Annotated in this window: 16 protein-coding genes; 2 read left to right on the plus strand and 14 right to left on the minus strand. The window is 62.2% G+C overall.

The annotated features are described in order from the left end of the window. Positions 1-140: 140 nt before the first annotated feature. The 11 genes from GBEM_RS20075 to extH all read right to left on the minus strand — a co-directional run bounded on the left by GBEM_RS20075 (position 141) and on the right by extH (position 11,636). Positions 141-1,289, minus strand: a complete 1,149-nt coding sequence (locus GBEM_RS20075; RefSeq protein WP_012532449.1) for a glycosyltransferase — start codon at positions 1,287-1,289, stop codon at positions 141-143. A 154-nt stretch (positions 1,290-1,443) separates the two neighbouring features. Next, complete coding sequence (gene extS / locus GBEM_RS20080) at positions 1,444-2,268, minus strand: selenite/tellurite reduction operon c-type cytochrome lipoprotein ExtS (protein WP_012532450.1); 825 nt, start codon at positions 2,266-2,268, stop codon at positions 1,444-1,446. After that, complete coding sequence (extQ, locus tag GBEM_RS20085) at positions 2,244-2,660, minus strand: selenite/tellurite reduction operon b-type cytochrome membrane protein ExtQ (protein ID WP_012532451.1); 417 nt, start codon at positions 2,658-2,660, stop codon at positions 2,244-2,246. Before extQ ends, extS begins: the two co-directional genes overlap by 25 nt. Next, the gene (locus GBEM_RS20090) at positions 2,657-3,277 is read right to left on the minus strand and encodes a cytochrome b N-terminal domain-containing protein (RefSeq protein WP_012532452.1); all 621 of its coding nucleotides are present in this window, start codon (positions 3,275-3,277) and stop codon (positions 2,657-2,659) included. Before GBEM_RS20090 ends, extQ begins: the two co-directional genes overlap by 4 nt. Before the next feature lie 254 nt (positions 3,278-3,531). Further along, entirely contained in the window at positions 3,532-3,924 is a 393-nt protein-coding gene (locus GBEM_RS20095; protein WP_012532453.1) for a QcrA and Rieske domain-containing protein, read from the minus strand. After that, a complete protein-coding gene (gene extO, locus GBEM_RS20100) occupies positions 3,879-5,135 on the minus strand; it encodes a selenite/tellurite reduction operon b-type cytochrome iron-sulfur cluster-binding subunit ExtO (protein ID WP_012532454.1) in 1,257 nt (418 codons plus the stop codon). Before extO ends, GBEM_RS20095 begins: the two co-directional genes overlap by 46 nt. Continuing rightward, positions 5,089-6,945, minus strand: a complete 1,857-nt coding sequence (extM, locus tag GBEM_RS20105; protein ID WP_083770322.1) for a selenite/tellurite reduction operon c-type cytochrome ExtM — start codon at positions 6,943-6,945, stop codon at positions 5,089-5,091. Before extM ends, extO begins: the two co-directional genes overlap by 47 nt. Before the next feature lie 231 nt (positions 6,946-7,176). Next, a complete protein-coding gene (gene extKL / locus GBEM_RS20115; RefSeq protein WP_264175522.1) occupies positions 7,177-8,535 on the minus strand; it encodes a multiheme c-type cytochrome (seleno)protein ExtKL in 1,359 nt (452 codons plus the stop codon). 37 nt (positions 8,536-8,572) lie between these two features. Beyond that, on the minus strand, positions 8,573-8,890 hold the full coding sequence (extJ, locus tag GBEM_RS20120) for a selenite/tellurite reduction operon protein ExtJ (RefSeq protein WP_012532458.1): 318 nt from the start codon (positions 8,888-8,890) through the stop codon (positions 8,573-8,575). Between the two features lie 84 nt (positions 8,891-8,974). Continuing rightward, positions 8,975-10,177: a selenite/tellurite reduction operon porin ExtI gene (extI, locus tag GBEM_RS20125; RefSeq protein ID WP_012532459.1), complete on the minus strand. Its 1,203-nt coding sequence runs from the start codon at positions 10,175-10,177 to the stop codon at positions 8,975-8,977. A 55-nt stretch (positions 10,178-10,232) separates the two neighbouring features. Beyond that, positions 10,233-11,636 carry a selenite/tellurite reduction operon rhodanese-like protein ExtH gene (gene extH / locus GBEM_RS20130; RefSeq protein WP_012532460.1) on the minus strand — a complete coding sequence of 468 codons (1,404 nt, stop codon included), beginning with the start codon at positions 11,634-11,636 and terminating at the stop codon, positions 10,233-10,235. A 527-nt stretch (positions 11,637-12,163) separates the two neighbouring features. Here extH and GBEM_RS20135 point away from each other — a divergent pair. Together GBEM_RS20135 and nifJ are read left to right on the plus strand one after the other, a co-directional pair. Continuing rightward, positions 12,164-13,090: a LysR family transcriptional regulator gene (locus GBEM_RS20135; RefSeq protein WP_012532461.1), complete on the plus strand. Its 927-nt coding sequence runs from the start codon at positions 12,164-12,166 to the stop codon at positions 13,088-13,090. A 185-nt stretch (positions 13,091-13,275) separates the two neighbouring features. Further along, positions 13,276-16,992 carry a pyruvate:ferredoxin (flavodoxin) oxidoreductase gene (nifJ, locus tag GBEM_RS20140; protein WP_012532462.1) on the plus strand — a complete coding sequence of 1,239 codons (3,717 nt, stop codon included), beginning with the start codon at positions 13,276-13,278 and terminating at the stop codon, positions 16,990-16,992. Positions 16,993-17,076: 84 nt separating this feature from the next. Here the strand turns inward: nifJ and GBEM_RS20145 are convergent, their stop codons facing one another. The 3 genes from GBEM_RS20145 to GBEM_RS20155 form a co-directional block, all read right to left on the minus strand. Beyond that, positions 17,077-18,273, minus strand: a complete 1,197-nt coding sequence (locus GBEM_RS20145; RefSeq protein ID WP_012532463.1) for an MFS transporter — start codon at positions 18,271-18,273, stop codon at positions 17,077-17,079. Positions 18,274-18,400: 127 nt separating this feature from the next. Then, positions 18,401-20,197, minus strand: coding sequence for a flavocytochrome c (locus GBEM_RS20150; RefSeq protein WP_012532464.1), 1,797 nt, complete (start codon positions 20,195-20,197; stop codon positions 18,401-18,403). Between the two features lie 45 nt (positions 20,198-20,242). Then, positions 20,243-21,523, minus strand: a complete 1,281-nt coding sequence (locus GBEM_RS20155; protein WP_012532465.1) for a porin — start codon at positions 21,521-21,523, stop codon at positions 20,243-20,245. Positions 21,524-21,654 lie beyond the last annotated feature (131 nt).

The raw sequence follows: 21,654 nt of genomic DNA on the forward strand, positions 1-21,654 counted from the left end.
GCACCCCTCCGCTTCCACAAAAAAAGGCCCCTTAACGGGGCCTTTTCAGTGACATCTCTAAAACCTGTTGCCGCGGAGTTCACGGATAAAATCCCAGACAGGCATAAACAATTTTTGTTTCCATGATTTTCTCAGGCGTTCTACGTGGCGAGCGATTCGCTGTGCACCGTCCGCGCCCTCTTGCGCCGGACCGCCCGGTCGATCAGCTGGCTCATCGCCTGCACCGTGGCGTCCCACGAAGTCCCCGCGAGCACCTGGCGCATGGCGCCTACCATTTCCCGGTACCGGTCCGGCGGGAGGTTCAGGGCCTCATTGCAGGCGGCTATGAAATTGCCGATGCCGTCCCCGATGAAGACGATGTCGCCGTAAGGGACCGCCACGTCAGTGATGGGGGTGCTGACCACCGGCTTCTCCGCGGCCATGTATTCCAGGGTCTTGGTGGGGCTGATGAAGCGCGTGGCGTCGTTCAGCGCGAAGGGGATGAGGCAGACGTCCCACCCGGCCAGGTAACCGGGGAGAGCTGCGTATTCCTGCTGCCCGAAGTAGTGGATGTTCGCCCCCTTGGGGAGAAGCTCAGGTGAGATCTTCAGCACCGGGCCTACCATGACGATCTGCCAGTCGCGATGGGATAGCGCCATGGCGTCGAGAAGCTGCAGGTCGAGCCTTTCGTCCAGCACGCCAAAGTAGCCGAGCCTCGGCTTGGGGAGGACCTTCTGGGTCGCGTGCTCGCACTCCGGATCGCAGGCGAGCGCGAAATGGGAGGCGTCGACGCTGCTCGGGAAGCAGTGCACCTCGGGGTGATGGCTCTTCTTGGCCTGGTACAGGCTGGGACCGCCGGTAAAGACGAGGTCCGCCACTGCCAGCAGCGCCTTTTCCCGCTGCACCAGTTCTTTCGGCGCTTCCAGGAAACCGGTCAACTCGTCCATGCAGTCGTACACCACCAGGGAGGGGCGGAGCACCCTCGCCAGGGGAAGCGCCATCGGGGTGTAGAACCAGACGATATATCGGCTCAGTTCCTCCTGCGCCACCAGTTCTTCCAGTAGCGGCGCCAGCCAAATGAGCTGCTCATCGTTAAACCCGGATTTTTGCGACGGGGTATGGGGCCTGCAGACCAGCACCCCCGGCTCCGGCGTGCTGCATTCCAGAAACGGCTCCCGCCTGGCGTCGTAAACCGGCTCTTCGAAGAAGATCACCCGGCGCCTGCCCGCCATCCGGGTCAACAAGTGCTGTGGGCGCTGGTACACGAAGCTCCAGCGCAGGTGCGAGAAAACGATGATCGCTCTGGGCATGGCCGGGTCTCCTGTCGGCGTTGTATTTTTTGGGGCTTTGGTCGGGTGTCGATCTGCAGGGAGCAGGTTTTACAGCGAAAACAACAGTAGAGGATTCTAACAGAGCAACCTTGAAAGGGAAGAAGGACAGGGGCTTAACGAAAAAGAAAGGCTTTTACAACGCAGCTTTCGAGGCGCCCGGCCTGGGGGGCGCGTCCAATATCTGCAGCAGGCGCTCAAGCTCCTGCTGTTTCAACGGGACCGGGCGCATCTGGGTCCCGGGGCGCGACTGGCGGGGGTTCTTGAGCCATTTTTCCAGCGCCGGCGCGCTCCAGCGCTCCTTCCCCGCCACCGTGAGGGGATAGAATTCGGAGAAAAGCCCGGAAAGGTTCGGGCCGACGCTACCGCGCCCCACCCCGCCCAGCGCCGCGGTCAGTATCTTGTGGCAGGGACCGCACTTCTTCTCGAAGACGTTCTCCCCCTTTCCCGCCGTTTCGAAATGCACCACCCGGGGCGTCTCCTTCCCTTTTTTCGCCGAACCCTTGGTGCCGGCCAAAAGGGCGTTCACCAGGTCCGTGATCGCCCCCTGTTCCAGCTTGAAATCCGGCATCTGCAGTGCTGGCGCATCTATCGAGGCGAAGAGATTCTCCGGCGTGGTCCCGGCCGGGGGGAGGTCCAGGTTGCTCGCCAGGCGGTTCCCTCTGCCGGCGGCATTGTGGCAGCGGCGGCAGGCGAAGGTTTCCAGGAGCCTGTTGCCGCGCTCTACCGGTGCCGAGCCCGGCACCCCCGACCAGGAAAAGCGGGCTGCGACCAGGCCGTGATGCGCGACGCGGAGACGGTCCGAGCGGGGGTCTCCCCGGTGGCACCCGACACAACTACCCAATCCGCGGTAGTGCGGCGGGTGGCACCTCAGGCAGGAGTCGGCCGCGTGCCCGCTCCCGCAGCAAAGAAGCACGGCCAAGACCGCCAGGGCTGTCAGAAAGGCGCGACCAGTTGCCAATTGGGACCTCGCAAGAACATGGCTACCACGGTGAGCGCCAGTACGGCCGCGCCCAGCGCCAGCGCGACGATGGCCACAAGCCTCTGCTCCCTGGGAAACCAGGAGGCCTTGGCCGCGGGAGTGCCGGTGTGAAGCCAGGGCAGGAAGAGAAATAGTGGAGTGAGCGCCAGCACCAGGTAGATGAGGTACTTGGAATAGCTGACCAGCTCCTGGATCCAGAGCAGGAACCAGGCGGATTTCACCGGGTTGGGGACGCGGGCGATGTCGGCCTGCTCCTGCAGGGGGGCGGGTATCAGCCAGGCAAGCCCGGCAAGCGCCGCGACGAGGAGAAGCATGGAGATCTTCACCGGCCGGAAGAAGTGCGGGGAACTCTTTACGTAGCCTCGTTTCATAGGTAAGGGAGCACCCCCTTGTTCTTCCTGATCCGGTAGAAATGCAGGGAGCTCAGGAGCAGAACCATCCCCGGGACGACCAGGATGTGCAGCACGTAAAAACGAAGCAGCGACATCGGCTCTCCCACCCCGTCCGGCACCAGGACCGTGCGCATCGCCCCCCCGAAAGGAAGGGTGTTGACCAGCTCCATCCCGGTCTGGGTGGCCCAAAGCGCCAGCTGGTCCATCGGGAGGAGATACCCGGTGTACCCCTCGAAGACGGCGAGCATCAAGAGCGCGCAGCCGGTGAGCCAGTTCAGCTCCCGGGGCTTTGCGTAGGCGCCGGTCAGGATGACCCGGAGCGTATGCAGCACGATAAGGACCAGGAGGAAGTGGCTCGCGAGCCGGTGCAGGCTCCGGAGATACTTCCCCCCGGTGACCGAGGATTCGAGCAGCAGGATCGAGGGATAGGCGGCTGCCGGCGTCGGCTGGTAATAGAAAAGAAGCAGCATGCCGGTCGCTACCAGCACCAGGAACGAGGTGAAGGCGAGCCCCCCAAGGCAGAAGGTGTAGGAAAAAGTCAGATCCCTCTGCAGCACCGCTCTCGGAAAAAGATGTCTGGCGAAATCTTTGATCAACTGCCTCTCCTATGGTTCATCGAAGCCGCAAGCTGGAACGGCGCCCTCACCCCAACCCTCTCCCAGAGGGAGAGGGGGCATGGACGGAGTCTTTTGCCATCAAAAGTTGAAGCAATTTGCACTGAAACTGTAACCCATGTCCCCGAACACCTGTAACCCGACTCCGATCTATACAGGGGGAGGGGGGAGCAAGAACGGTTCTGTGTACCCCTTCGCGAGAAGAGCCCTTGCCCCGGCAATTCCCGTCGCCATCCCTACATGAGCACCCGGTATTGCTCCCCATCCGCCTCGACCGCATACCGCTTCAGCGGCCGGTCCGCCGGCCCTTCCAGCACCTTCCCCTCGCGGTCGAAGCTGGAGCCGTGGCAGGGACAGACGAGCCCGGCCGGGGTGACGTTCACCGTGCACCCGAGGTGGGTGCAGACAAGGTCGAGCGCATAAACCTTCTCCCCACGGCGCAACAGCGCCACCCGCGCCTCCCGGTACACCAGCGCGCCGTCTTGCGGCAGCTCCGCCTTCGCCACCGTGAGGAGGGTCTTTTTCCGCCGCAGCTTCGGGGTCAGGAAGTTCCCGATAAGCCATCCCCCCGCCAAAAGGGAGATCAGCGCGGCGAGGAAGCTTCTACGTGATCGATAAGTTTCTGCCATCTTTCCAGGTAAGCCCTCCGATAGGCCGTTGTCTTCTTGCTCAACTCACGGTACCGCGCCGCAGGCAGGAACGACCCATTCACCACCTTCTGCCCGCTTTGATCCCAGAAGGAGGGAAGCGTCATGCCGTCGGCCTGGAGCTGGTAGATCCTGTCCGCCGCAGGCTCGAAGAGGAAGCGGCGCGGGTTGTCGTGGCACCCCTCGCACATCACGGTGCCGCGGCGCACGGTGTGCGGGAAGAACGCCTTCCACTCGGCCGCCAGAAGCCTGTTCTCCTCCCATACGGCCCGGTCCTGCCTGATGTCGGTGAAGTAGCCGATGAACTGCGGCCTGATCGGGCTCACCTTGCCGCGGCCGTTCAATCCCAGGGGGGGCGCGTCCTGTTTTCTCAGATACGCGCTCTTCACGTACTCTTCGGCGCCTAGCTCCCTCCGCACCCGGTACAGATCCTTGGAGGGGCTCTCGGCGAAGCGGAGGTAAAAGGTGCCGTACTCCTGCGCGGCCCAGGCGGAATGGCAGGCCCAGCATTCCATCTTCTCCAGGTGCGCCGCGATCCGGTGTTCGACAACACTTAGCTTGGGCTTGTGGCAGTCCCGGCACCCCTTGGAGGAGCTCCTCCCAGCGACGAGGCTCGCCATGGAGTGGCAGTCGGCACAGGTAAGCCCCGCCTCGGCGTGGAGGTCCGGCGTCATCTTCAGGAAGGGCTCGCCGTAGGCCGTGTCGCCGCGCTGGTAGCGCAGGCTGTCCTCGCGCGGGGCCATGCCGTAGTAGTCGGTCCCGACGAAGTACCCCTTGTGGCAGGTGAAGCAGTCCCGATCCCTCGGCTTCGCGATCTCGTGCCCCTTGCCGCCGTGACAGTCGGTGCACCCCTGAAGATGGCAGGAATTGCAGTTCTTCCCGAAGAACTCCCCGTCCATTCTGCCGAAGCTCCTCGCCACGAACCCCGTCTCCCGCACCCGGGTCGCCATGGGGCGGCCGAAGAGGGCCTGGTACCCCTTGTGGCAGCCGACGCACCCGGCGGCGCGCCCCGAGGCGGAGGCCGGATCCCTGAGGGTGTCGCTCTCGGAGAGGTGGCAGGATAGGCAGGGGACGCCGGCGTGGACGCCGCTCACAGCTATCTTGTGGCAGTCGGTGCAGTTCTCCCTGGCCTCCCCGGCGGCAGCGCTAAGGAGCAGAAAGCAGGCGACGATGCAGAGCATCATTGAGCGCACGATAATTCAGCTCCTTTCGATAGATCGGGTCTTTGGCCTTTTCGTGGCAGACCAGGCAGAGGTTCACCGACAGGGCCCGCCGCACCTCCGCCCCGTTCAGCGGCCGCGAGTTCTCCCGGGTGATGGCGGAATAGGCGCGCACCTTCCCCCCCTGCAAGGTGAGAAAGCCGTCCAGGGGCTTGTCGGCGGACTGCTCGCAGATCAGGGTCCCCTCTATCTCCCCCCCCGAGACTACGTGCTGCCCGAATCCCAGGAAGGCGGGGTTCCCGTGGCATTCGCCACAGCCGATCGCCTTCTTGCCGGTGTTGTGCGAGTAAAAGGGGGCGAAGCGCAACTGCTTTTTACCCTTGAACCTGGCAACGTACTCGTCCTTGGAGACGGAGAGGTCGGGCTCTATCACGGTGACGAAGGTCTGGCACCCGGGGGTGACCGTGGAGATCTTGCCGCGCTGGTTCAGGGCCAGCGGGAAGGGGTAGAGCATCCGGTAATCTTCCTTCTCGCTGAAGCGTCCGGGGGTCGCCATTTTGGCTATGTAATCCATCCCCGGCTTGCTCCTGTCGTAGGTGGTGTGGCAACCGTAGCACTGGACGACGGTGCGGGAGTGGCAGGAGTAGCATTCCATCCTGCCGTGGCCGGCCACGCTGTGCTCGGGGGTCCCGGTGATGACGCGGCTTTTGAAGAGCTTGCCGCTTCTTTTTCCCAGCACCCAGACGGCGCCGTCGCGGTAGAAGACGTTGGAGTACTTGCGCCCCTTGGCGGTGAGGATCATCTTCATCCCCTGGCGCATCTGCATGGCGTAGCCCCGCGATTCCCGGATCGCCTCGTCGCTCTCGCCCGCTATCCGCTGGTAGCGCGGGGGCCTCGCCCCGCCGTGACAGTCCTCGCAGGAGACCTCGGTCTGCAGGTACATGTTCTCGTAGCCGTAGCCGTCCCCCATGGTGTCCCGGGAGGTGTGGCAGTCGATGCACTCCATCCCGGCGGCGAAATGGATGTCGGAGGCGATATGGGTGAGGTTGCGCCCCCCCGAAGTCATTACCGGTCCGGGCTGGCCGTTTCTGGTGGGAACCATAGAGTTGTTGCCGTCGTAGAGCCCCTGGTAGCTCAGGGCGATCCGTCCGCTCCTGTTGTGGCAGCGCGCGCAGACCTCGGTCCCCGGGAGCTTCTCCATGGCGTGGCTCGCAGCGTACAGCCCCTTCCCCCGCGCCGAAGCGTCCCCCCCCTGGTAGGTGGCGCGGTCGTTGTAAGGGAAATGGCAGGCGGCGCAGCCGGCGGCGTGGCTTGCACCGTAGACCTCTCCGCTCTCCGTCGCCACGTGGCACTGCGAGCAGAACTTCCGGTACAACTCGCCGGAGATATGATCGAGTTCGGCCACCGGCTTCAGCCGGCGCGCTTTTCCCGCCGCATCATAGTCGTTCCCTCCCCTGCTGCTGTAGAGCCCCCCCGGCCCCTCCCAGGTGAGTTGGATGTTTTTGATCATCCCCGTGGTCGTGTACATGAGGTTTGAGCGCACCCGGTCCAGCTGGTACAGGTGGCAGGAGCCGCAGGTCTTTTCCCAGTGCTCCGGCGCCGCCGGGTTCCGGGGGCCGTACATGGCCAGGTGGGAGGCATGCTTGTTTTTTATCGAAGGGTCGCCGCCGTGGCAGGAGACGCAGTCGGCATGGCTCTTCGACACCTTTTCGATCTTCGGATGACAGAGTACGCACTGGCTGACCTTGCCGGCGCGGGTGCATCCAGGCAGCGCGAGGAGGGCGAGCAGCAAAAGGAACAACGACGCTTTCTTGTGGGTATCTGCTGTTGTCATCCCGCCCATGGCCGTTTTGTGGGTCTTCATCATCGTGGTGTGCCCCGTGCTCGAGCTTGTGCCGGAACCGCTCTCGAAGCAGTAGGTGCCTGGAGGTGGCAGGGGCCGCCCCTCGTCGGCGCATTATAGTAAAATTAGCGGCATTCTCCAAAGTGTTTCATGAGGAACTGAAAAAAAACGGCCGGCGTTGCGGGACGCCGGCCCATTGCATCAAGTTTCGCTACCGGTGATACGATGAGGCTACTTGCCGCTTTTGCTGATGGTTACCGTCTTGGTGAACTCCTTCCAGACGAACGGGTCGCTGTTGGGGGTCCCGAAGGGGAGGTAGGTGAGCTTCACCTCCACGTCCAGATCAAAGGCGGACGGTTTCTCCACCGTCTTGCCGTTCTCCTCGACCTCGGTCAGGGGGAACATGATGTCGAAGCGCTCCTTCACAAGCTTGCCGGGGGGAAGCCCGGTATCCTCGATAAGGCCGCTCTTCTCGTAGGGGCCGCGCCCCATCCGGTCGCCGCGCGCGAGCTGCTGCGGTACCGGCATGTAGATCTTCTCCTGGTTGAACACTTCCTTGCCGTCTTTCGTCTTCGCTATTACCGACAGAACCAGTCGGTTGGGGGTCGGTCAGCCATCCGGTATGGAGTGGCCGGCCTTGTTCACCATCTCGACCTTGACCACCGCCTTGGGCTTCACCTTGGCGCCGTCGCGCCAGTAGTAGCCGAAAGCCTCCGCGTGGAACTCGACAGCCTTGTCGGTCATCGCGGCGTTACGGTACGCCTGGATGTTGTGACCGAGCTTGCTGTTCTTCATGTGGCAGTCCTGGCAGTTCTCCTGCCCCACCTCCGCCTTGTAGACCCAGAGGTAGCTCCCGTAGGAGGTGCAGCACTGGGTCGGCTCGTCAAGCTCCAGGTTGGGTCCCAGGCCGTGGCACTGGCCGCACTGGATGGCCTGGTCCATGATCGGGCTCTGAGCCAGCTTCGGGAACTTGTCGGAGGGGTGATCACCCGCCTTGGAACCGTAGACCACACCCGCCTTCGGGTAGCCGTCCTGCCACTTGTGGGTGATGGCGTTGCGGTTATGGCAGATCAGGCAGTTGATGCTGACGCTTTTCAGCTTCTCCTCGAACTTCTTCGCCGCTTCCTTGTCCTTTTTCTTACGGGCGTCGCTCCAGCCGTACAGGGTGTTCACCAATTCCTGTGCCACAGAATCCTCGGCATCGGCCAGTTGCGGCAGGTGGCACTTGGCGCATCCCATCAGGTGCTCGACCTTGACGTCCTTTCTGCTCTTCACCCCCGAGTACGGCTCTTCCATGAGTCCGTTCTCGATGGTGGTCATGATGGTCATCGCCGTGCGGCCGGTGCCGAAGATGGACCGGGAATGGATGGAATCCTGGGACTGCTTGTGCTGCTCCTCATGGCACTCGACACAGGAGCTGGAATCGTACATCTTGGCGAGCTCGGCCAGGGTCTTGGCCTTGCCGGACTTGGCGACGATGCTCTCCTTCCAGCCGATACCCGCTTTCTCCGCGTAGGCGGATCCGACCAGGGCGCCCAGTACCAGCGTTGCCGCCAGGACGCCTCTTGCTGTTGCTTTTATCATGTTCATACCTCGTTCAGTGATGAAGCCAAAGGGTAGTCGTGTCCTAGCACCCCTGCATTTCGTCCCCCTCGCACTCGGTAAGGGTCATCTTGGAGTCGACGGCGATCTTTGCCGCCTTGGACTTGCTGAACTTCAAGGTCACCTCGTTCCCCTGGACCGAGACTACCTTGGGGGATCCCCCTGCAGCGGTCACGTTGGCGCCTTTCTTGGCCCAGGCGGGAACCGCCCCCTCGACCGTCACGGTCACCTTTTCACCCTCCACCTTGGTCACCTTCCCGGAGACCGGGCCTGCCGCGAAGGCCGAAACTGCGAGCGCGGCCGTCAGGATGGCCGCCGCAAGCAATGCGATGATCTTTTTCATGGTTTTCCTCCTCTTCGTTGTAGGTCGTGCCAGCCCCCCCTCCCCGGCTACAGGGAAAGAGGGCTGGCACCGCCGGTGCTGTTGCTAGAAGATAAGCTGCAGCTGCGTGATGTAGGTCATGAAGTCTTCGGTGGTTTCAGTCCCCCCGGCCTTGTTGAAGCCGGTCGAGTTTGCCTCGAAGGTAAGCTTCAGGTTCTGGCCGCGCAGGTAGTAGTTGAACCCGCCGCCGTACCAGTCGATCCTCTGGTCGAATACCCCGTTCAACTCGGCAAAGCGCCACCTCTCGTACCTGACGAAGAGCTGCAACGGCAGGTTCGGGAGCATGTAACCACCCTTCACGTAATAGCCGTTCTTCTGGCCGTTGATGCCTGAGGTCAGGGGGTCCGCCCCGGGTCCGCCCAGGTACGCGTCTTCCAGGTCGATCTTTTCGTAGGCCGCCGATGCGGTGACGGTGCCTATCCCTTCGAGCGGGTACTCGACGAAGCCATCGACCGTCCACGCCTTGTAATCCTTCTTGTCGGTCCGCGTCAGCGTGTCGCCGTAGGCTACCTCCGGCTCGAACTGGTAGGCGGCGCCGATGGTGGCCACCTTTTTCTTGCCCAGATAGGTCCCCTTGTAGCCGTAGTCGTTCTCGGGGTCGAGGAGAGTGACGTGGGCGCGAGCGGAGTAGCGGAAGTTAGAGGCCGGCGCGGTCTCGCCGGAAACGGCCTTGCGCCCTTCCATGGCATCGACGCGGTACTGGAACATGTCGTCGAAGAGGTTGCCCCAGACCGCCACCCCGGTGTCGCGGGTGGTGGTGTAGGGGGCGCGGATGAAGAGCGAGCGGTCCAGGGTGAGCGGCATCTCGCACGCCTCCAGGTTCTCGCGGGAGAGGTTGTACTTGAATTTACCGACGTTGATGCGGAAGGCGTCGTTGACCTTGAAGCGCATCACCGCGTCTAAGAGCTGGAACTCCGAGCCCTGGTTGGTGTCGGCGACATCGAACGGGGTGATGTTGGCGTCGGAGATGTACTCGGTCTGGACGTAGAGGGACATGTTGTCGCCGTATTTACCCATGAGCGCCAGGCGGTTTCTGCGGAAGTTGAAGTTCATGGTGCTGTCGCTGTTGTTCTCACCGGAGCCGGTGTCGCGCAGCGTCATCTGGAACTGCCCCTTGTAGTCGAGCTGCAAGGCGCCTTCGTCGTTGGGGCCGAAGGTCATTTTGGGGCCGGCGAAAGCGGTTCCGGCCATTAGTGCAATCCCTAAACCCAGTAAGGGAATGGTCGCTATCTTGGACGTCTTGGTCATAGATTCACTCCTTTTTTGTTGTAGGTCCGCCCCCGGCAGGGGCCGGGCACCCGGACTAGCAGCCGCCACCGCCGCCGGAGGTGGAGCCGCCGGTCGTACCGCTCACGCTGCTGCGATAGGCCCTGTCCGCGCTCTCGATTTGGTTGCCGTCCGCGAAGCTCGGCTCGACGGGGTACATACGCGCCCCGTAGTCGACTATCGGGCGCTGGGTGAGATTGGTGGCGCTGATGGTGCGCTGTACGTTGAAGATCAGGTTGTCCATAAGCGCCGTGGTATCCCAGATTGAACCTACTTTAAGCTTGCCGCCCGCGTTCACCGTGGCGCCGGTAGTATCCACCGCAGTGCGGTTGCTGGGAGCCAAGAGGTTCCACTGGCCCAGAGAGCCGTCGTACCACTTCACGTCGACATTGGAGTTGTTGTAGTAGGCAATGCCGTCCAGGGCGAAGTAGCCGACCGAGGCGTAGTTGCCGGCCCGGCAGAAGACGATGAAGGTTTTGGTGGCGTCGCGGGTTGCCGCGCTTAATGCGGTAGTGCCGTCGGTACCGAACGCTGCGGCCAGGTCGGATTTTATCGTCGCGGCGTCCTTGAAAGTGAGGCTGCCTGCCGGTGAGGTCATCGCGGTCGCTACGTAGGAGTACGAACCTTTGATGGCGCCGTCGAAGGGGGTGTATTTGGTGGTCTCGAAGAGGTCGGTGGTGGAGGAAACGTTGGTCGCGCCGCGCACCGTATCCACCAGCGTCACCTTATCGGTGTTGCCGGCAACGATGGCTTTTACGTAGGTGATCATTTCAGAGAGGGAAACCCTCATGTCGGTGTTCACCCTGGTGGCCCCGTTCTGGGCTACGCCGTAGGTCGACCGGGCGACGGTCGGCACGGCGGTGGTCAAGGCGTTGCTTGCCGCCCACGCGGCGTTGCCTCCCTGCAGGACTTTAAGCCGCTCTTTCGGGAAGCCCCAATAACGGAAGGTCGTATAGGCACGGGTCACGTTGACGAAGCCTGCCGCATTGTTGGTCAGGACGATGGTGGTATTGCCGTCGATGCCGGCGTTCTGGACGATGCTGTCGATGGCCGAGCCGGTGCAGACCATGCTCCCCACGACGGTCATCGGTCCCTCTGCGCGGGTGTTGTCCATGAAAGCCGCAGACCCGGCCGAGATCAGCTGAGCCCCGGGTATATGCCCGACGGTGTTGTACTTGTTGGTCCCGTCACTCTCGTTGTTGGAAACGTCGAGAATAACGACCCGGTCGTAGCCGCCTTGCTTGTTGACCAAGCCGGCATCCATCCAGCCTTTGAGATCGCCGGTTGTGATTAAAGCAGTCGCAGTTTTCGTGGTGACAATCGATTGCGACGGAGTGGTGTAACTGTCAGTACCGCAGCCCCAGATGGTAAGGGCTGCCATGGCGATTCCCAACAGGGCCGCCAGCATTCCCTTGCTCTTTCTCATCATCTTTTCCGACATACAACCTCCTTTGGATTAGGTGACCATTCATGTAATTAACTCCTGAACCTTTCCCTCCTTTCACAGCATTTGTTCAAACAAATTATTTATTACAAGTTAAAAGCATTTCGCGCACTGTCAAGCGCGCCTGCCTACAACTCATTATTGATGTCCAATGTTTGTATAATGGGTGTGGAAAGACTGTCACAGGGGAAACACCGAGAGAGATGTTGCATGTGGCTATAACTGCAGTGGAATTGCAAGTACAGCATTTCATAACACTCCTGAGATATGACTGTGTATCTCATTCGGGAATATGGCAATTTCCTAAAGTGAAAGATTGTCATAGCCCTATGCGCATATCGCATACATTATGTTTTGCTCACTTTTTACTGTTGCAATGGGGCTTTTGGCAAAGGCGGACCTCCCGAAAGAAACCCGCACAAATCGTGTTGCAATGCTATAGGATTAGTTGCAATATACCCAAACGAAACAAACTCATAAGGCCATGACGCTTTGGCATACTCTCTCAGGAGGGAGAGCACCTGATGGATCTGGTAAACCTTAAGACTCTTATTGAGTCGGCCGAATGCGGCAGTTTTTCCAAAGCTGCAGAGAGGCTATTCGTGACGCAGTCCGCGGTTTCCCGGCGCATAAAGATACTCGAAGATCACTACGGCCACCTGCTTCTTGATCGTTCCGGCCCAGTACTGACTCCGACCACGGCCGGGGAGCTGCTGATTGAGAAAGCGCGCCAGTTCTTGAGGTTGGAACAGGACTTCGTGCAAGAACTCCAGGCTTTGAGACAGAAAAAGAAGATCTCCTTCTGCTGCACGACCCCCTTCGGCGTCTCCTATCTCCCCGACATCTTTACCAGTTTCATGGCCACAAAGGCACAGGACACCGAACTCGAGTTCGTCTTCGAGATGCCGGAGGCGGCGCTCAAGGGGCTCAGGGAAAAACTCTTCGACCTGGTGCTCATCGAGTACTGCGAAGACCTGAACCTGCAGGAGTTCGACTCCTACCCCCTCCCCGACGACGAGATGGTCTTCGTCAGCGCCCCGGGCTACGGCATCGATGCGCCGCTGGTGGAGGTTGACACCCTGCTTTCGCAGCGCCTTTACTGCAAGAAAAGCGGCTGCTGCGCGCGGCGCTTCCTGGAAAAGAGCATGCAAACCCTGGGAAGAGACGCGGCGGAATTCAGCAATACGGTGTTTTTCGACGATATCCCCTTCATCATCAGGGCCGTCATGGCCGGCAACGGGATCACATTCATCTCGCGCAGCGTCGTCGCCTCCGCCCTGGAAAGCGGCGAGCTCATCGCGCACCAGGTCCAGGGGTTCGACACCTCCCGCCCACGGCGGCTGGTGCTCAGGCGCGATTGCAGCCCCGACCCGGCACTCCTCGATTTCATCCAGGGGATCTTCCGGCACTTCTCCCTCAACCCTCCCCCCCAGTTCTCCACCGCAGCCTGAACCCGACCTGAACGACCCGTACCAGACGCTCCCTTCCCCTTTCGCAGCGCTCCCAGTCCGCCGCCGCACCCTTCCATTAAAATAAATTAGTGATACCCTATTAAACTTCATTATTAACCGGGGCCCGGCTTACCCATGATGGGGCGAAGGCGGGTGCACCCATCTCTGACAAGGGGGAACGAGCAATGAGCGGAAACAGGAAAACCATGGACGGCAACACCGCGGCGGCGCATGTCGCCTACGCGCTCAGCGAGACGGCTGCCATCTACCCGATCACCCCCTCCTCCACCATGGGGGAGGTCGCGGATGAATGGGCGGCAGAGGGGCGCAGGAACGTCTTCGGGCAGGTGCTGAACATCAAGGAGCTGCAGTCTGAGGCGGGAGCGGCAGGGTCGGTGCATGGCTCGCTGGTGGCGGGCGCCCTCACCACCACCTTCACCGCATCGCAGGGGCTTTTGCTCATGCTCCCCAACATGTACAAGATCGCCGGCGAGCAGCTCCCCGGCGTGTTCCACGTCTCGGCACGCGCCGTCGCAACCCACGCGCTCTCCATCTTCGGCGATCACCAGGACGTGATGGCGGCCCGCCCCACCGGCTTCGCCCTGCTCTGTTCCTCCTCGGTGCAGGAGGTGATGGACTTGGCCCTGGTCGCGCATCTGGCCGCGCTGGAGGGGAGCATACCCTTCCTGCACTTCTTCGACGGCTTCCGGACCTCCCACGAGGTGCAAAAGATCGAGGTGATCGAGTACGAGGAGATGGCGCGCCTTTTGAACCGCGAAAAGCTGGCGGCCTTCCGCGCCAAGGCGATGAACCCGGAGCACCCGGAACTGCGGGGCACAGCCCAGAATCCGGACATCTACTTCCAGGGGAGGGAGCGCGCGAACCCGTTCTACCAGGCGCTCGCCGCCGTGGTGACCCAGACCATGGACAAGGTGGGGCGGCTGACCGGCCGGCACTACCGCCTCTTCGACTACATCGGGCACGCCGAGGCGAACCGGGTCATCGTCACCATGGGGTCCTCCTGCGAAACGGCCGAAGAGGTGGTGCGCTACCTAAACGGCGCCGGCGAGAAGGTGGGGCTCGTCAAGGTAAGGCTCTACCGCCCCTTCGACGCGGAGGCGCTCCTCTCGGCGATACCGGCGTCCGCCTGCAAGATCACGGTGCTCGACCGCACCAAAGAGCCCGGCTCTTTGGGCGAGCCGCTCTACCAGGACGTCTGCACCGCCTTCATGGAGCGAGGCGGCACGGTCCCAGAGCTCTACGCAGGGCGCTACGGCCTGGGCTCCAAGGAGTTCCGCCCGGTGCACGTGAAGAGCATCTTCGACAACATGAACGGCTCCCCGGGCAAGCGCCACTTCACGGTGGGGATCACCGACGACGTGAGCAACAGCTCGCTCCCGGTTGAGGGGACCCTCTCAACCACGCCGGAGGGGACCATCCAGTGCCGCTTCTGGGGGATGGGTGCGGACGGGACCGTCGGGGCCAACAAGGCCGCCATCAAGATCATCGGCGACAACACTGAACTCTACGTCCAGGCCTATTTCTCCTACGACTCCAAGAAGTCCGGAGGGATCACCGTTTCCCACCTGCGCTTCGGCGAAAGCCCGATCCAGTCCACCTACCTCGTGGACGCGGCCGACTTCATCTCCTGCCAAAAGGCCCCCTACGTGCAGATCTACGACCTTCTGGAAGGGATCAAGGAGGGGGGGATTTTCCTTTTGAACTCCCCCTGGAACACGGTGGAGGAAATGGAGCAGCACCTGCCGGCCGGCATGCGGCGCGACCTGGCCCGGAAAAAGGTGCGCCTCTACAACGTGGACGCGATCCGGATCGCCTCCGCCGCCGGGCTCGGCGGCCGCATCAACATGATCATGCAGACCGCCTTCTTCAAGCTCTCCGGGGTGCTCCCCTTCGAGCGGGCCGTGGAACTCCTCAAGGATTCCATCCGCAAGGAGTACGGCAGGAAGGGGGATCAGGTGGTCGAGATGAACCTGGGCGCGGTCGACCTCGCGGTGCAAAGCCTGGTGCAGATCGAGTACCCGGAGTCGTGGCGCGACGCCGACGATGAGCGCGGGCTGGACTTCCGCCTCGCGCAGCAGATGCCCGACTACATGCGCGAGATGGTGTTCCCCATCCTGCGCCAGAAGGGGGACGACCTCCCGGTCTCCGCCTTCTCCCCCGACGGCGTCTTCCCCTTCTCCACCGCGCGCTTCGAAAAGCGCGGCGTCGCCATCAACGTCCCGGAATGGATCAAGGAGAACTGCATCCAGTGCAACCAATGCTCCTACATCTGCCCGCACGCCACCATCCGCCCTTTCCTCGCCACCGATCAGGAACTCTCCGGCGCCCCGGAGAGCTTCGAGACCATCCCCGCCAACGCCAAGGAGATCAAGGGCCACGGTTTCCGGATCCAGGTCTACACACTGGACTGCATGGGATGCGGCAACTGCGCCGACATCTGCCCGGCCAAGGTCTCCGCCTTGGTGATGAAGCCGATCGACACCCAGTCCGAGGTGCAGGAGGTGAACCGCAAGTTCGCCGAGACGCTCGCCCCCAAGGGGGAGCTGATGAAGCGGAACTCGGTGATCGGGAGCCAGTTCCAGCAGCCGCTTTTGGAATTCTCCGGCGCCTGCTCCGGCTGCGGCGAGACCCCCTACGCCCGCATCGTCACCCAGCTTTTCGGTGAGCGGATGATGGTCGCCAATGCCACCGGCTGCAGCTCCATCTGGGGCGCCTCGGCTCCGGTCTCCCCCTACTGCGCCAACGCGCAAGGGCACGGCCCCGCGTGGAACAACTCACTCTTCGAGGACGCGGCCGAGTTCGGCTTCGGCTACCACATGGCAATCTCGCAGCGGCGCTCGCTCCTGGCCGACCAGGTGCGCCACGCAGTCCAAAGCCTCCCGGAGGGGGAGCTGCATGAGGAGTTATCCGGCTGGCTGCAAGGGATGATGGACCCCGAGCTCTCCCGGCGCCACGGCGACCGGTTGAAGGTGCTCCTTCCGCAAGCGGGGAACAACGAGTTGCTGCAGCAGATCCTATCGTCGGCCGACCTCTTCACCAAGAAATCGATCTGGATCTACGGCGGCGACGGCTGGGCCTACGACATCGGCTTCGGCGGCCTGGACCACGTCATCTCCACCGGCGAGGACGTGAACCTTCTGGTGATGGATACCGAGCTCTACTCAAACACCGGCGGGCAGTGCTCCAAGGCCACCCAGTTGGGCGCCATAGCGCGTTTCGCCGCTGCAGGGAAGCGGACCTCCAAGAAGGATCTCGGGCGCATGGCGATGACCTACGGTTACGTCTACGTCGCCTCCATCGCCATAGGCGCCGACAAGAACCAGACCCTGAAGGCGCTCGCCGAGGCGGAAGCCTACCCCGGGCCTTCGCTGGTGATCGCCTACTCCACCTGCATCAACCAGGGGCTCAGGAAGGGGATGGGGAAATCGATCGAGGAGAGCAAGCTGGCGGTGAAGTGCGGCTACTGGCCGCTGTACCGCTACAACCCGCTTCTGAAGCTGGAAGGGAAGAACCCGTTCGTACTGGAATCGAAAGAGCCCGACGGCTCCCTCGCCGAATTCCTCTCCGGGGAGGTGCGCTACCAGGCACTGGAGAAACAGAACCCCGAGGTCGCGAGCGAATTGCGCCAGCAGATGGAGCAGGAGGCGCTAGAGCGCTTCCGGGTGCTGAAGGAAATGGCTGACTGGCAGCCGACGACAGGCGACGTCCCGGAAGATGGCGGGAGGAGCCACGACCACGTTCCCGCCGCGGCAGGCGCCGCCGAGGAGCCGGCACCGGTCTGCGTCAGTGCCACCAGCGACCCCCGCTACAGCCGTCCCGGCCAGCCCGAGGAAGAGTGCGACGACGGCCGCGCCGGCATCGACAAGAAGATCAAGGAGTGAGGATAGCCAGGTGATCAAGCGGGAGCGGCTTGCCGACTGCGAGTAACTGGCGCGGTCGCGCGGAAAGCCGCTCCCGCAGTAATTTCAGCAAGGAGATCCGATGCAGCTCTTTTTCTCCCGCGCCGCGTTACTGGCGGCGAAGAGCCCCACCGCCGCCAGGCCAATCCAGCCTGCGGCATAAAAGACGGCGGTGAGCCCGAAACGGTCCTGCAGCCATCCCCCCAGAAGCGGTCCAGCCACGAATCCAAGGTTTAGCGACGTGTTGAAGATCCCGACAGCCAGACCCGTCCCGTGACGCTCCCCCTGTTCCAAAAGGAGCGCGGTGCTGGCAGGCTGGGAGAGCACACTGCAAAGCCCGATCCCTCCCCCCAGCATAAGCACCTGGTGGAACCCCTGCGCCACAGGAATCAGGAAGTAGAGCAGCGACACGGAGACCCCTCCCAGGAGCACCAGGGACTTGCGGGGAAGGCGGTCCGAGAGCCGGCCGACCGGACGCAAAAGAGAGGTTATCACCAGGGTACTGGAGGCGAGCACCAAACCGGTCTGGGTGCCGTTGAGACCAAGCCGCGCGTTCAGCAGGATGGGAAGGAACCCCGCCAGAAGCGATATGCCGCATCCCCGGCCGAAGATGAAGACCAAGAGCCCTCTCATGGGGCGGTGGCGCGCCGCCTCAAGGGCGGCCGGCAGCGCCGCGCGGACGGTTTGCTTTCCGGCGGGGATTGCCGTGCCGCAAAGGCGAGGGATGCCCCGCAGCGCCACCGTCAGCGCCAGCAGACACAATAGGGCCAGACAGGAGAATATGCCGTAGAAGCCCCACCGGTCGTGCAGTACCCCGCCCAGAAGCGGCCCCACCCCGATGGCCAGGTAAAAGGAGATGTCGAAGGTCCCCGCAGCTCGCCCCTCCCCTCTGGTGCCGCTCGCGGCCCCGACCAGCGAGAGCATCACCGGTCGGAACATGGCGCAGGCAACCCCCTGAACCAGGCGCAGCAGCGTGATGAGCGCCAGGTCTGAGCTGAAAAGGTAGCCAAGTGAAACCAGCAGGTAGAGGGTAAGGCTCAGCGTAACGGCTGCCCTCGGGCCGAAGCGGTCCACGCAGGCGCCCATCACCGGTCCGAAGAGTATTTTGGAGAGGGAGAAAAGAAGCAGCGGCAGCCCCAGCAGGATCCCGCGCCCGCCCAGGCTGAAGAGGTAGGTGGAGAAGAAGGCGTCCGCTATGCCGAAACCTAGGCTGGTGGAAAAATTTATCAGAAACAGCGACTTGAACAGATTTCCGTTCTTCATGCCGGGTTCCTCATAGCCTCTTGACGGCAGCCTGCCGCGCCTGAGGTGGCGGCAGCGCCCTGGCGCCCCAAGGGTTGGGCGCCCTGCGTATCGCGTAACGCAAGGCGCCCGTTTTTACTGGCCAGCCTTACTTCGCTTCCTTGACGAAGCGTGCCGCGTTGTTGCCGGCGATCCTGCCAAAGACCACGGTGTCCGTGATGGCGTTGCCGCCCAGGCGGTTCCAGCCGTGCACGCCGCCGGTGACTTCACCCGCCGCGTAGAAGCCGGTCATCGGTTTACCGTCCTTGCCGATCACCTGGGCCTCGGTGTTGATCTTCACGCCGCCCATGGTGTGGTGGCGCCCCGGCTTGACCCAGATTGCGTAGTACTTGGGTCCGTTGACCGGCCTGGGGATATCCTGGCGCTGGAACTCAGGGTCCTTCTTGGCGGCGAAGGCCTTGTTGTAGGCGTCCACCGTAGCGGTCAGGGCGTCGACGGGGACCCCCATCTTGGCCGCCAGCGCAGCAACGCTCTCCGCCTCCTGCACCAGGCCGAGGACGATGTAGCCGTCTATCTGGACGTTGCTCTTACGGATATCCTCGCCCAGCACCAGGAACGCCGATTTCTCAGGCTGCGCCAAGATGGCGGCGGAGGCCTTGTCGCGGGTGGTCAGCTCGTTCACGAAGCGCTTGCCGGCATGGTTCACCAAGATGGCTCCGCTTCCGCGCACCGTCTCGGAGATGAGGACCTTGGTCTCGCCTCCCATGGTCGGGTGTATCTGGATCTGCTCCATGTCGATCACCTTGGCGCCGATCTTTTCCGCCAGGGCGACCCCCTCGCCGGTAGCTCCCGGCTGATTCGAGGAAGCTGTCTCCTTGAACTGAGGCTTGTAGAAGCCGACCAGCTCGTTGTTCGCGGCAAAGCCGCCTGCCGTGTCGATCACCGCCTTGGCCTTGATGGTGTAAACCCCGCTGTGCTTGCCCCTGACCTGGACGCCGGTGACGCGCCCCTTGTCGTCGGAGAGTATCTGCACCACCTCGGAGTTGACCCGGACATCGAGGTTGCGCTTGGCTGCATTCTCACGGTACACCTTGATCAGGTGCGGCCCCACTGCCGCCCCGCCCACCGGACGGTGGGTGCGGTCCACTGCGACGCCCCCCGAGCGCACCAGGTCGGTCATGTCCGCGCCCAGAGAAACCAGGAAATCCACTGCGTCGGCAGAGTTATAGGCAAGCACCTTCACCAGTTCGGGATCGTTCTTGTCCTTGCCCCCCTTCATGGTCTCCTTCACCATCTCGGCCGGGTCGTCGTGCATCCCGAGCCTCTCCTGGTACCGGGTCCTCGCGGCGTTGATCCCGCCGGCGGCCAGCATGCTGTTGCCGCCGGTTATGGGCATCTTCTCCAAAAGGATAACCTTGGCCCCTGCGTCATGGGCGCTTATGGAAGCGACGTAACCCGAGCCGCCGGCACCGATCACGACCACGTCGGCCGATTCGGTCCGCACCGATTTCAGGTCCTTTTTCTCCCGGGTTGTTTCCTGCACCCATTTCTTGTCGCTCGACTCCTTCTCGCTCCCCATGGCGGGGATCTTCATGGCGAAGCTGTGGCAGTAGTTGCAGTATGCCTTGGAGGCTACATGCCCCTTATGGCAGACGGTGCAGTTGGTATCCCCCAGGTGCGAGGCGTGCGGGTTGATGTGCTCCTTGGTCTTGGCCGCCAGATCCTTGAAGCCGCCATGGCAACCCTTGCAGTTCTTGTTCAGGGCGGTTTCGTTGTCGTCGACCGCAAGAGATTTCCCGTGGCAATCGGCGCAGGCTATTTGGTTATTCTTATGCATGCCGGCCAGAAAGGCGCCCTTCGACCCCTCCGCGCCCCAGGCTACCGAGGCCGCGATCGTGAGGGCTGCCGAGAGAAGCAGTGCGTTTGCCATATTTTTGAGTTTCATTTTTCTCTCCTGTAATTTCTCGGTTCTCGTCATCGGGAGCACGCCCTAGAAGAGGAGCTGCACCTGGGCGCGCGCCACCAGGTCGTCGGACTTGTTCTTGTAGGTGTGGCGGTTGCCCACGTCGCCCTGGATCTTCAGGTTGTTGCCGTACAGGAAGTAGTTGACCCCTCCTTGGATCTCGGAAACGGCGTCGTTGGCAAGCTGGCGGTTCGGATCCATCCAGGCGTAACGGAGCGCAAGCTCCAGGCGCTTCGGAATCACGAAGTAGCCGGCCTGCACGTAGGCCCCCTTCGCGATAAGATCCTTGCCCGAGGCCTCGCCCTGGGCTTTGCCCCAGAAGTACTCACCCTGCATGGAGGCGCCCAGCCACTTGCAGGCGAAGTCCGCTTCCCAGGAATCCACCGAGATGTTCTCGGCGGCGGCAGTCCCGAAATACTTCCCTTTCACCGCCGTGCCGAGCCAGCCGTTGCTGTCGGTCACGAAGTTGGAATTGTTGTTGTCGATGGCGGAGGTCGCCGTGGAACCGGTTCCGGAGACCGTCTTTTTCAATGTGCTCAGGTAGTAGCTGCTTCCCAGGGAAACCAGGGGTTTCGCGGAGTGCTCCAGGTCGCCCTCGCCGTACTTCATGTCGCCCAGGGGATTGAAGGCCAGCCTGAAGTTGTAGGCGTTGTCGTTGGTCTTGTTCTTGGTGTTCTGGCCGGCGCCCCCGAACAGCCCCGCATCGTACTTCACCACCCCCTGCCAGAGATCGCCGTGCAGGTTGATGCCGGTATCGTACCCCTGCATGAAGGCATTCCTCACGAAGGAGCCGTCGACGAACTGCTGCGCCGTGTTGGAGGTGATCCACTGCCTGGAATACTGGATCTTCTCCTGCCCCAGCATGACCTGCAGTTCGTCGGCGACGCGGTACTTCAGGTTCACTTCTTCCATGGCCTTGGTGTTGTCCTTTACCACGTTGGCCCAGTTGTAAGTCGCCTTGTAGGTGAGGTCCTTGGTAAAGGCGTAGCCGCTCAGGAGGGTCTTGACACGCCGCAGGTTGAACTGGCTCACGTCCTGCTTGCTGGCCGCTTCGTAGTTATCGAGTTCGTATTGCGCCTGGATCTGTCCGCCCAGTTGCACCTGGAACTTCTGGTCCGGCGAAGTGAAAACGAAACCCTTGCCCAGCTTGTAGTCTAAAGGCTTCGCTTTCGACGCTTCCTTGTACTCCGCCTCGGTAATGACACCTTTCTCCTTCAGGATGTCCTCAAGGCTTTTCGCCTGGACGTCGTGCCCAACCGCCATCACCGCCAGAAAACCTGCCATTGCCACTACCGTATGCTGTCTCATGATCCTCTCCTTCGGATTTTAGGGCGCAGGCCCTGTGATTGCTTTTGATCTTAATTAGAGCAGGATCGATACCAAAGCAGGGCAAATGAGATAACAACTCGTAATTGCATGAGAATTTGACAAAACAAGGG

Source organism: Citrifermentans bemidjiense Bem, from assembly GCF_000020725.1.
Lineage (GTDB): Bacteria > Desulfobacterota > Desulfuromonadia > Geobacterales > Geobacteraceae > Geomonas > Geomonas bemidjiensis.

What these genes read in the sequence shown, in the direction of transcription:
- extH (WP_012532460.1), bottom strand. Translation starts at nt 11,636, where the DNA reads ATGTCGGAAAAGATGATGAGAAAGAGCAAGGGAATGCTGGCGGCCCTG.
- extQ (WP_012532451.1), bottom strand. Translation starts at nt 2,660, where the DNA reads ATGAAACGAGGCTACGTAAAGAGTTCCCCGCACTTCTTCCGGCCGGTG.
- extM (WP_083770322.1), bottom strand. Translation starts at nt 6,945, where the DNA reads ATGGGCGGGATGACAACAGCAGATACCCACAAGAAAGCGTCGTTGTTC.
- GBEM_RS20075 (WP_012532449.1), bottom strand. Translation starts at nt 1,289, where the DNA reads ATGCCCAGAGCGATCATCGTTTTCTCGCACCTGCGCTGGAGCTTCGTG.
- GBEM_RS20150 (WP_012532464.1), bottom strand. Translation starts at nt 20,197, where the DNA reads ATGAAACTCAAAAATATGGCAAACGCACTGCTTCTCTCGGCAGCCCTC.
- GBEM_RS20095 (WP_012532453.1), bottom strand. Translation starts at nt 3,924, where the DNA reads ATGGCAGAAACTTATCGATCACGTAGAAGCTTCCTCGCCGCGCTGATC.
- extI (WP_012532459.1), bottom strand. Translation starts at nt 10,177, where the DNA reads ATGACCAAGACGTCCAAGATAGCGACCATTCCCTTACTGGGTTTAGGG.
- GBEM_RS20155 (WP_012532465.1), bottom strand. Translation starts at nt 21,523, where the DNA reads ATGAGACAGCATACGGTAGTGGCAATGGCAGGTTTTCTGGCGGTGATG.
- extJ (WP_012532458.1), bottom strand. Translation starts at nt 8,890, where the DNA reads ATGAAAAAGATCATCGCATTGCTTGCGGCGGCCATCCTGACGGCCGCG.
- nifJ (WP_012532462.1), top strand. Translation starts at nt 13,276, where the DNA reads ATGAGCGGAAACAGGAAAACCATGGACGGCAACACCGCGGCGGCGCAT.
- GBEM_RS20135 (WP_012532461.1), top strand. Translation starts at nt 12,164, where the DNA reads ATGGATCTGGTAAACCTTAAGACTCTTATTGAGTCGGCCGAATGCGGC.
- GBEM_RS20145 (WP_012532463.1), bottom strand. Translation starts at nt 18,273, where the DNA reads ATGAAGAACGGAAATCTGTTCAAGTCGCTGTTTCTGATAAATTTTTCC.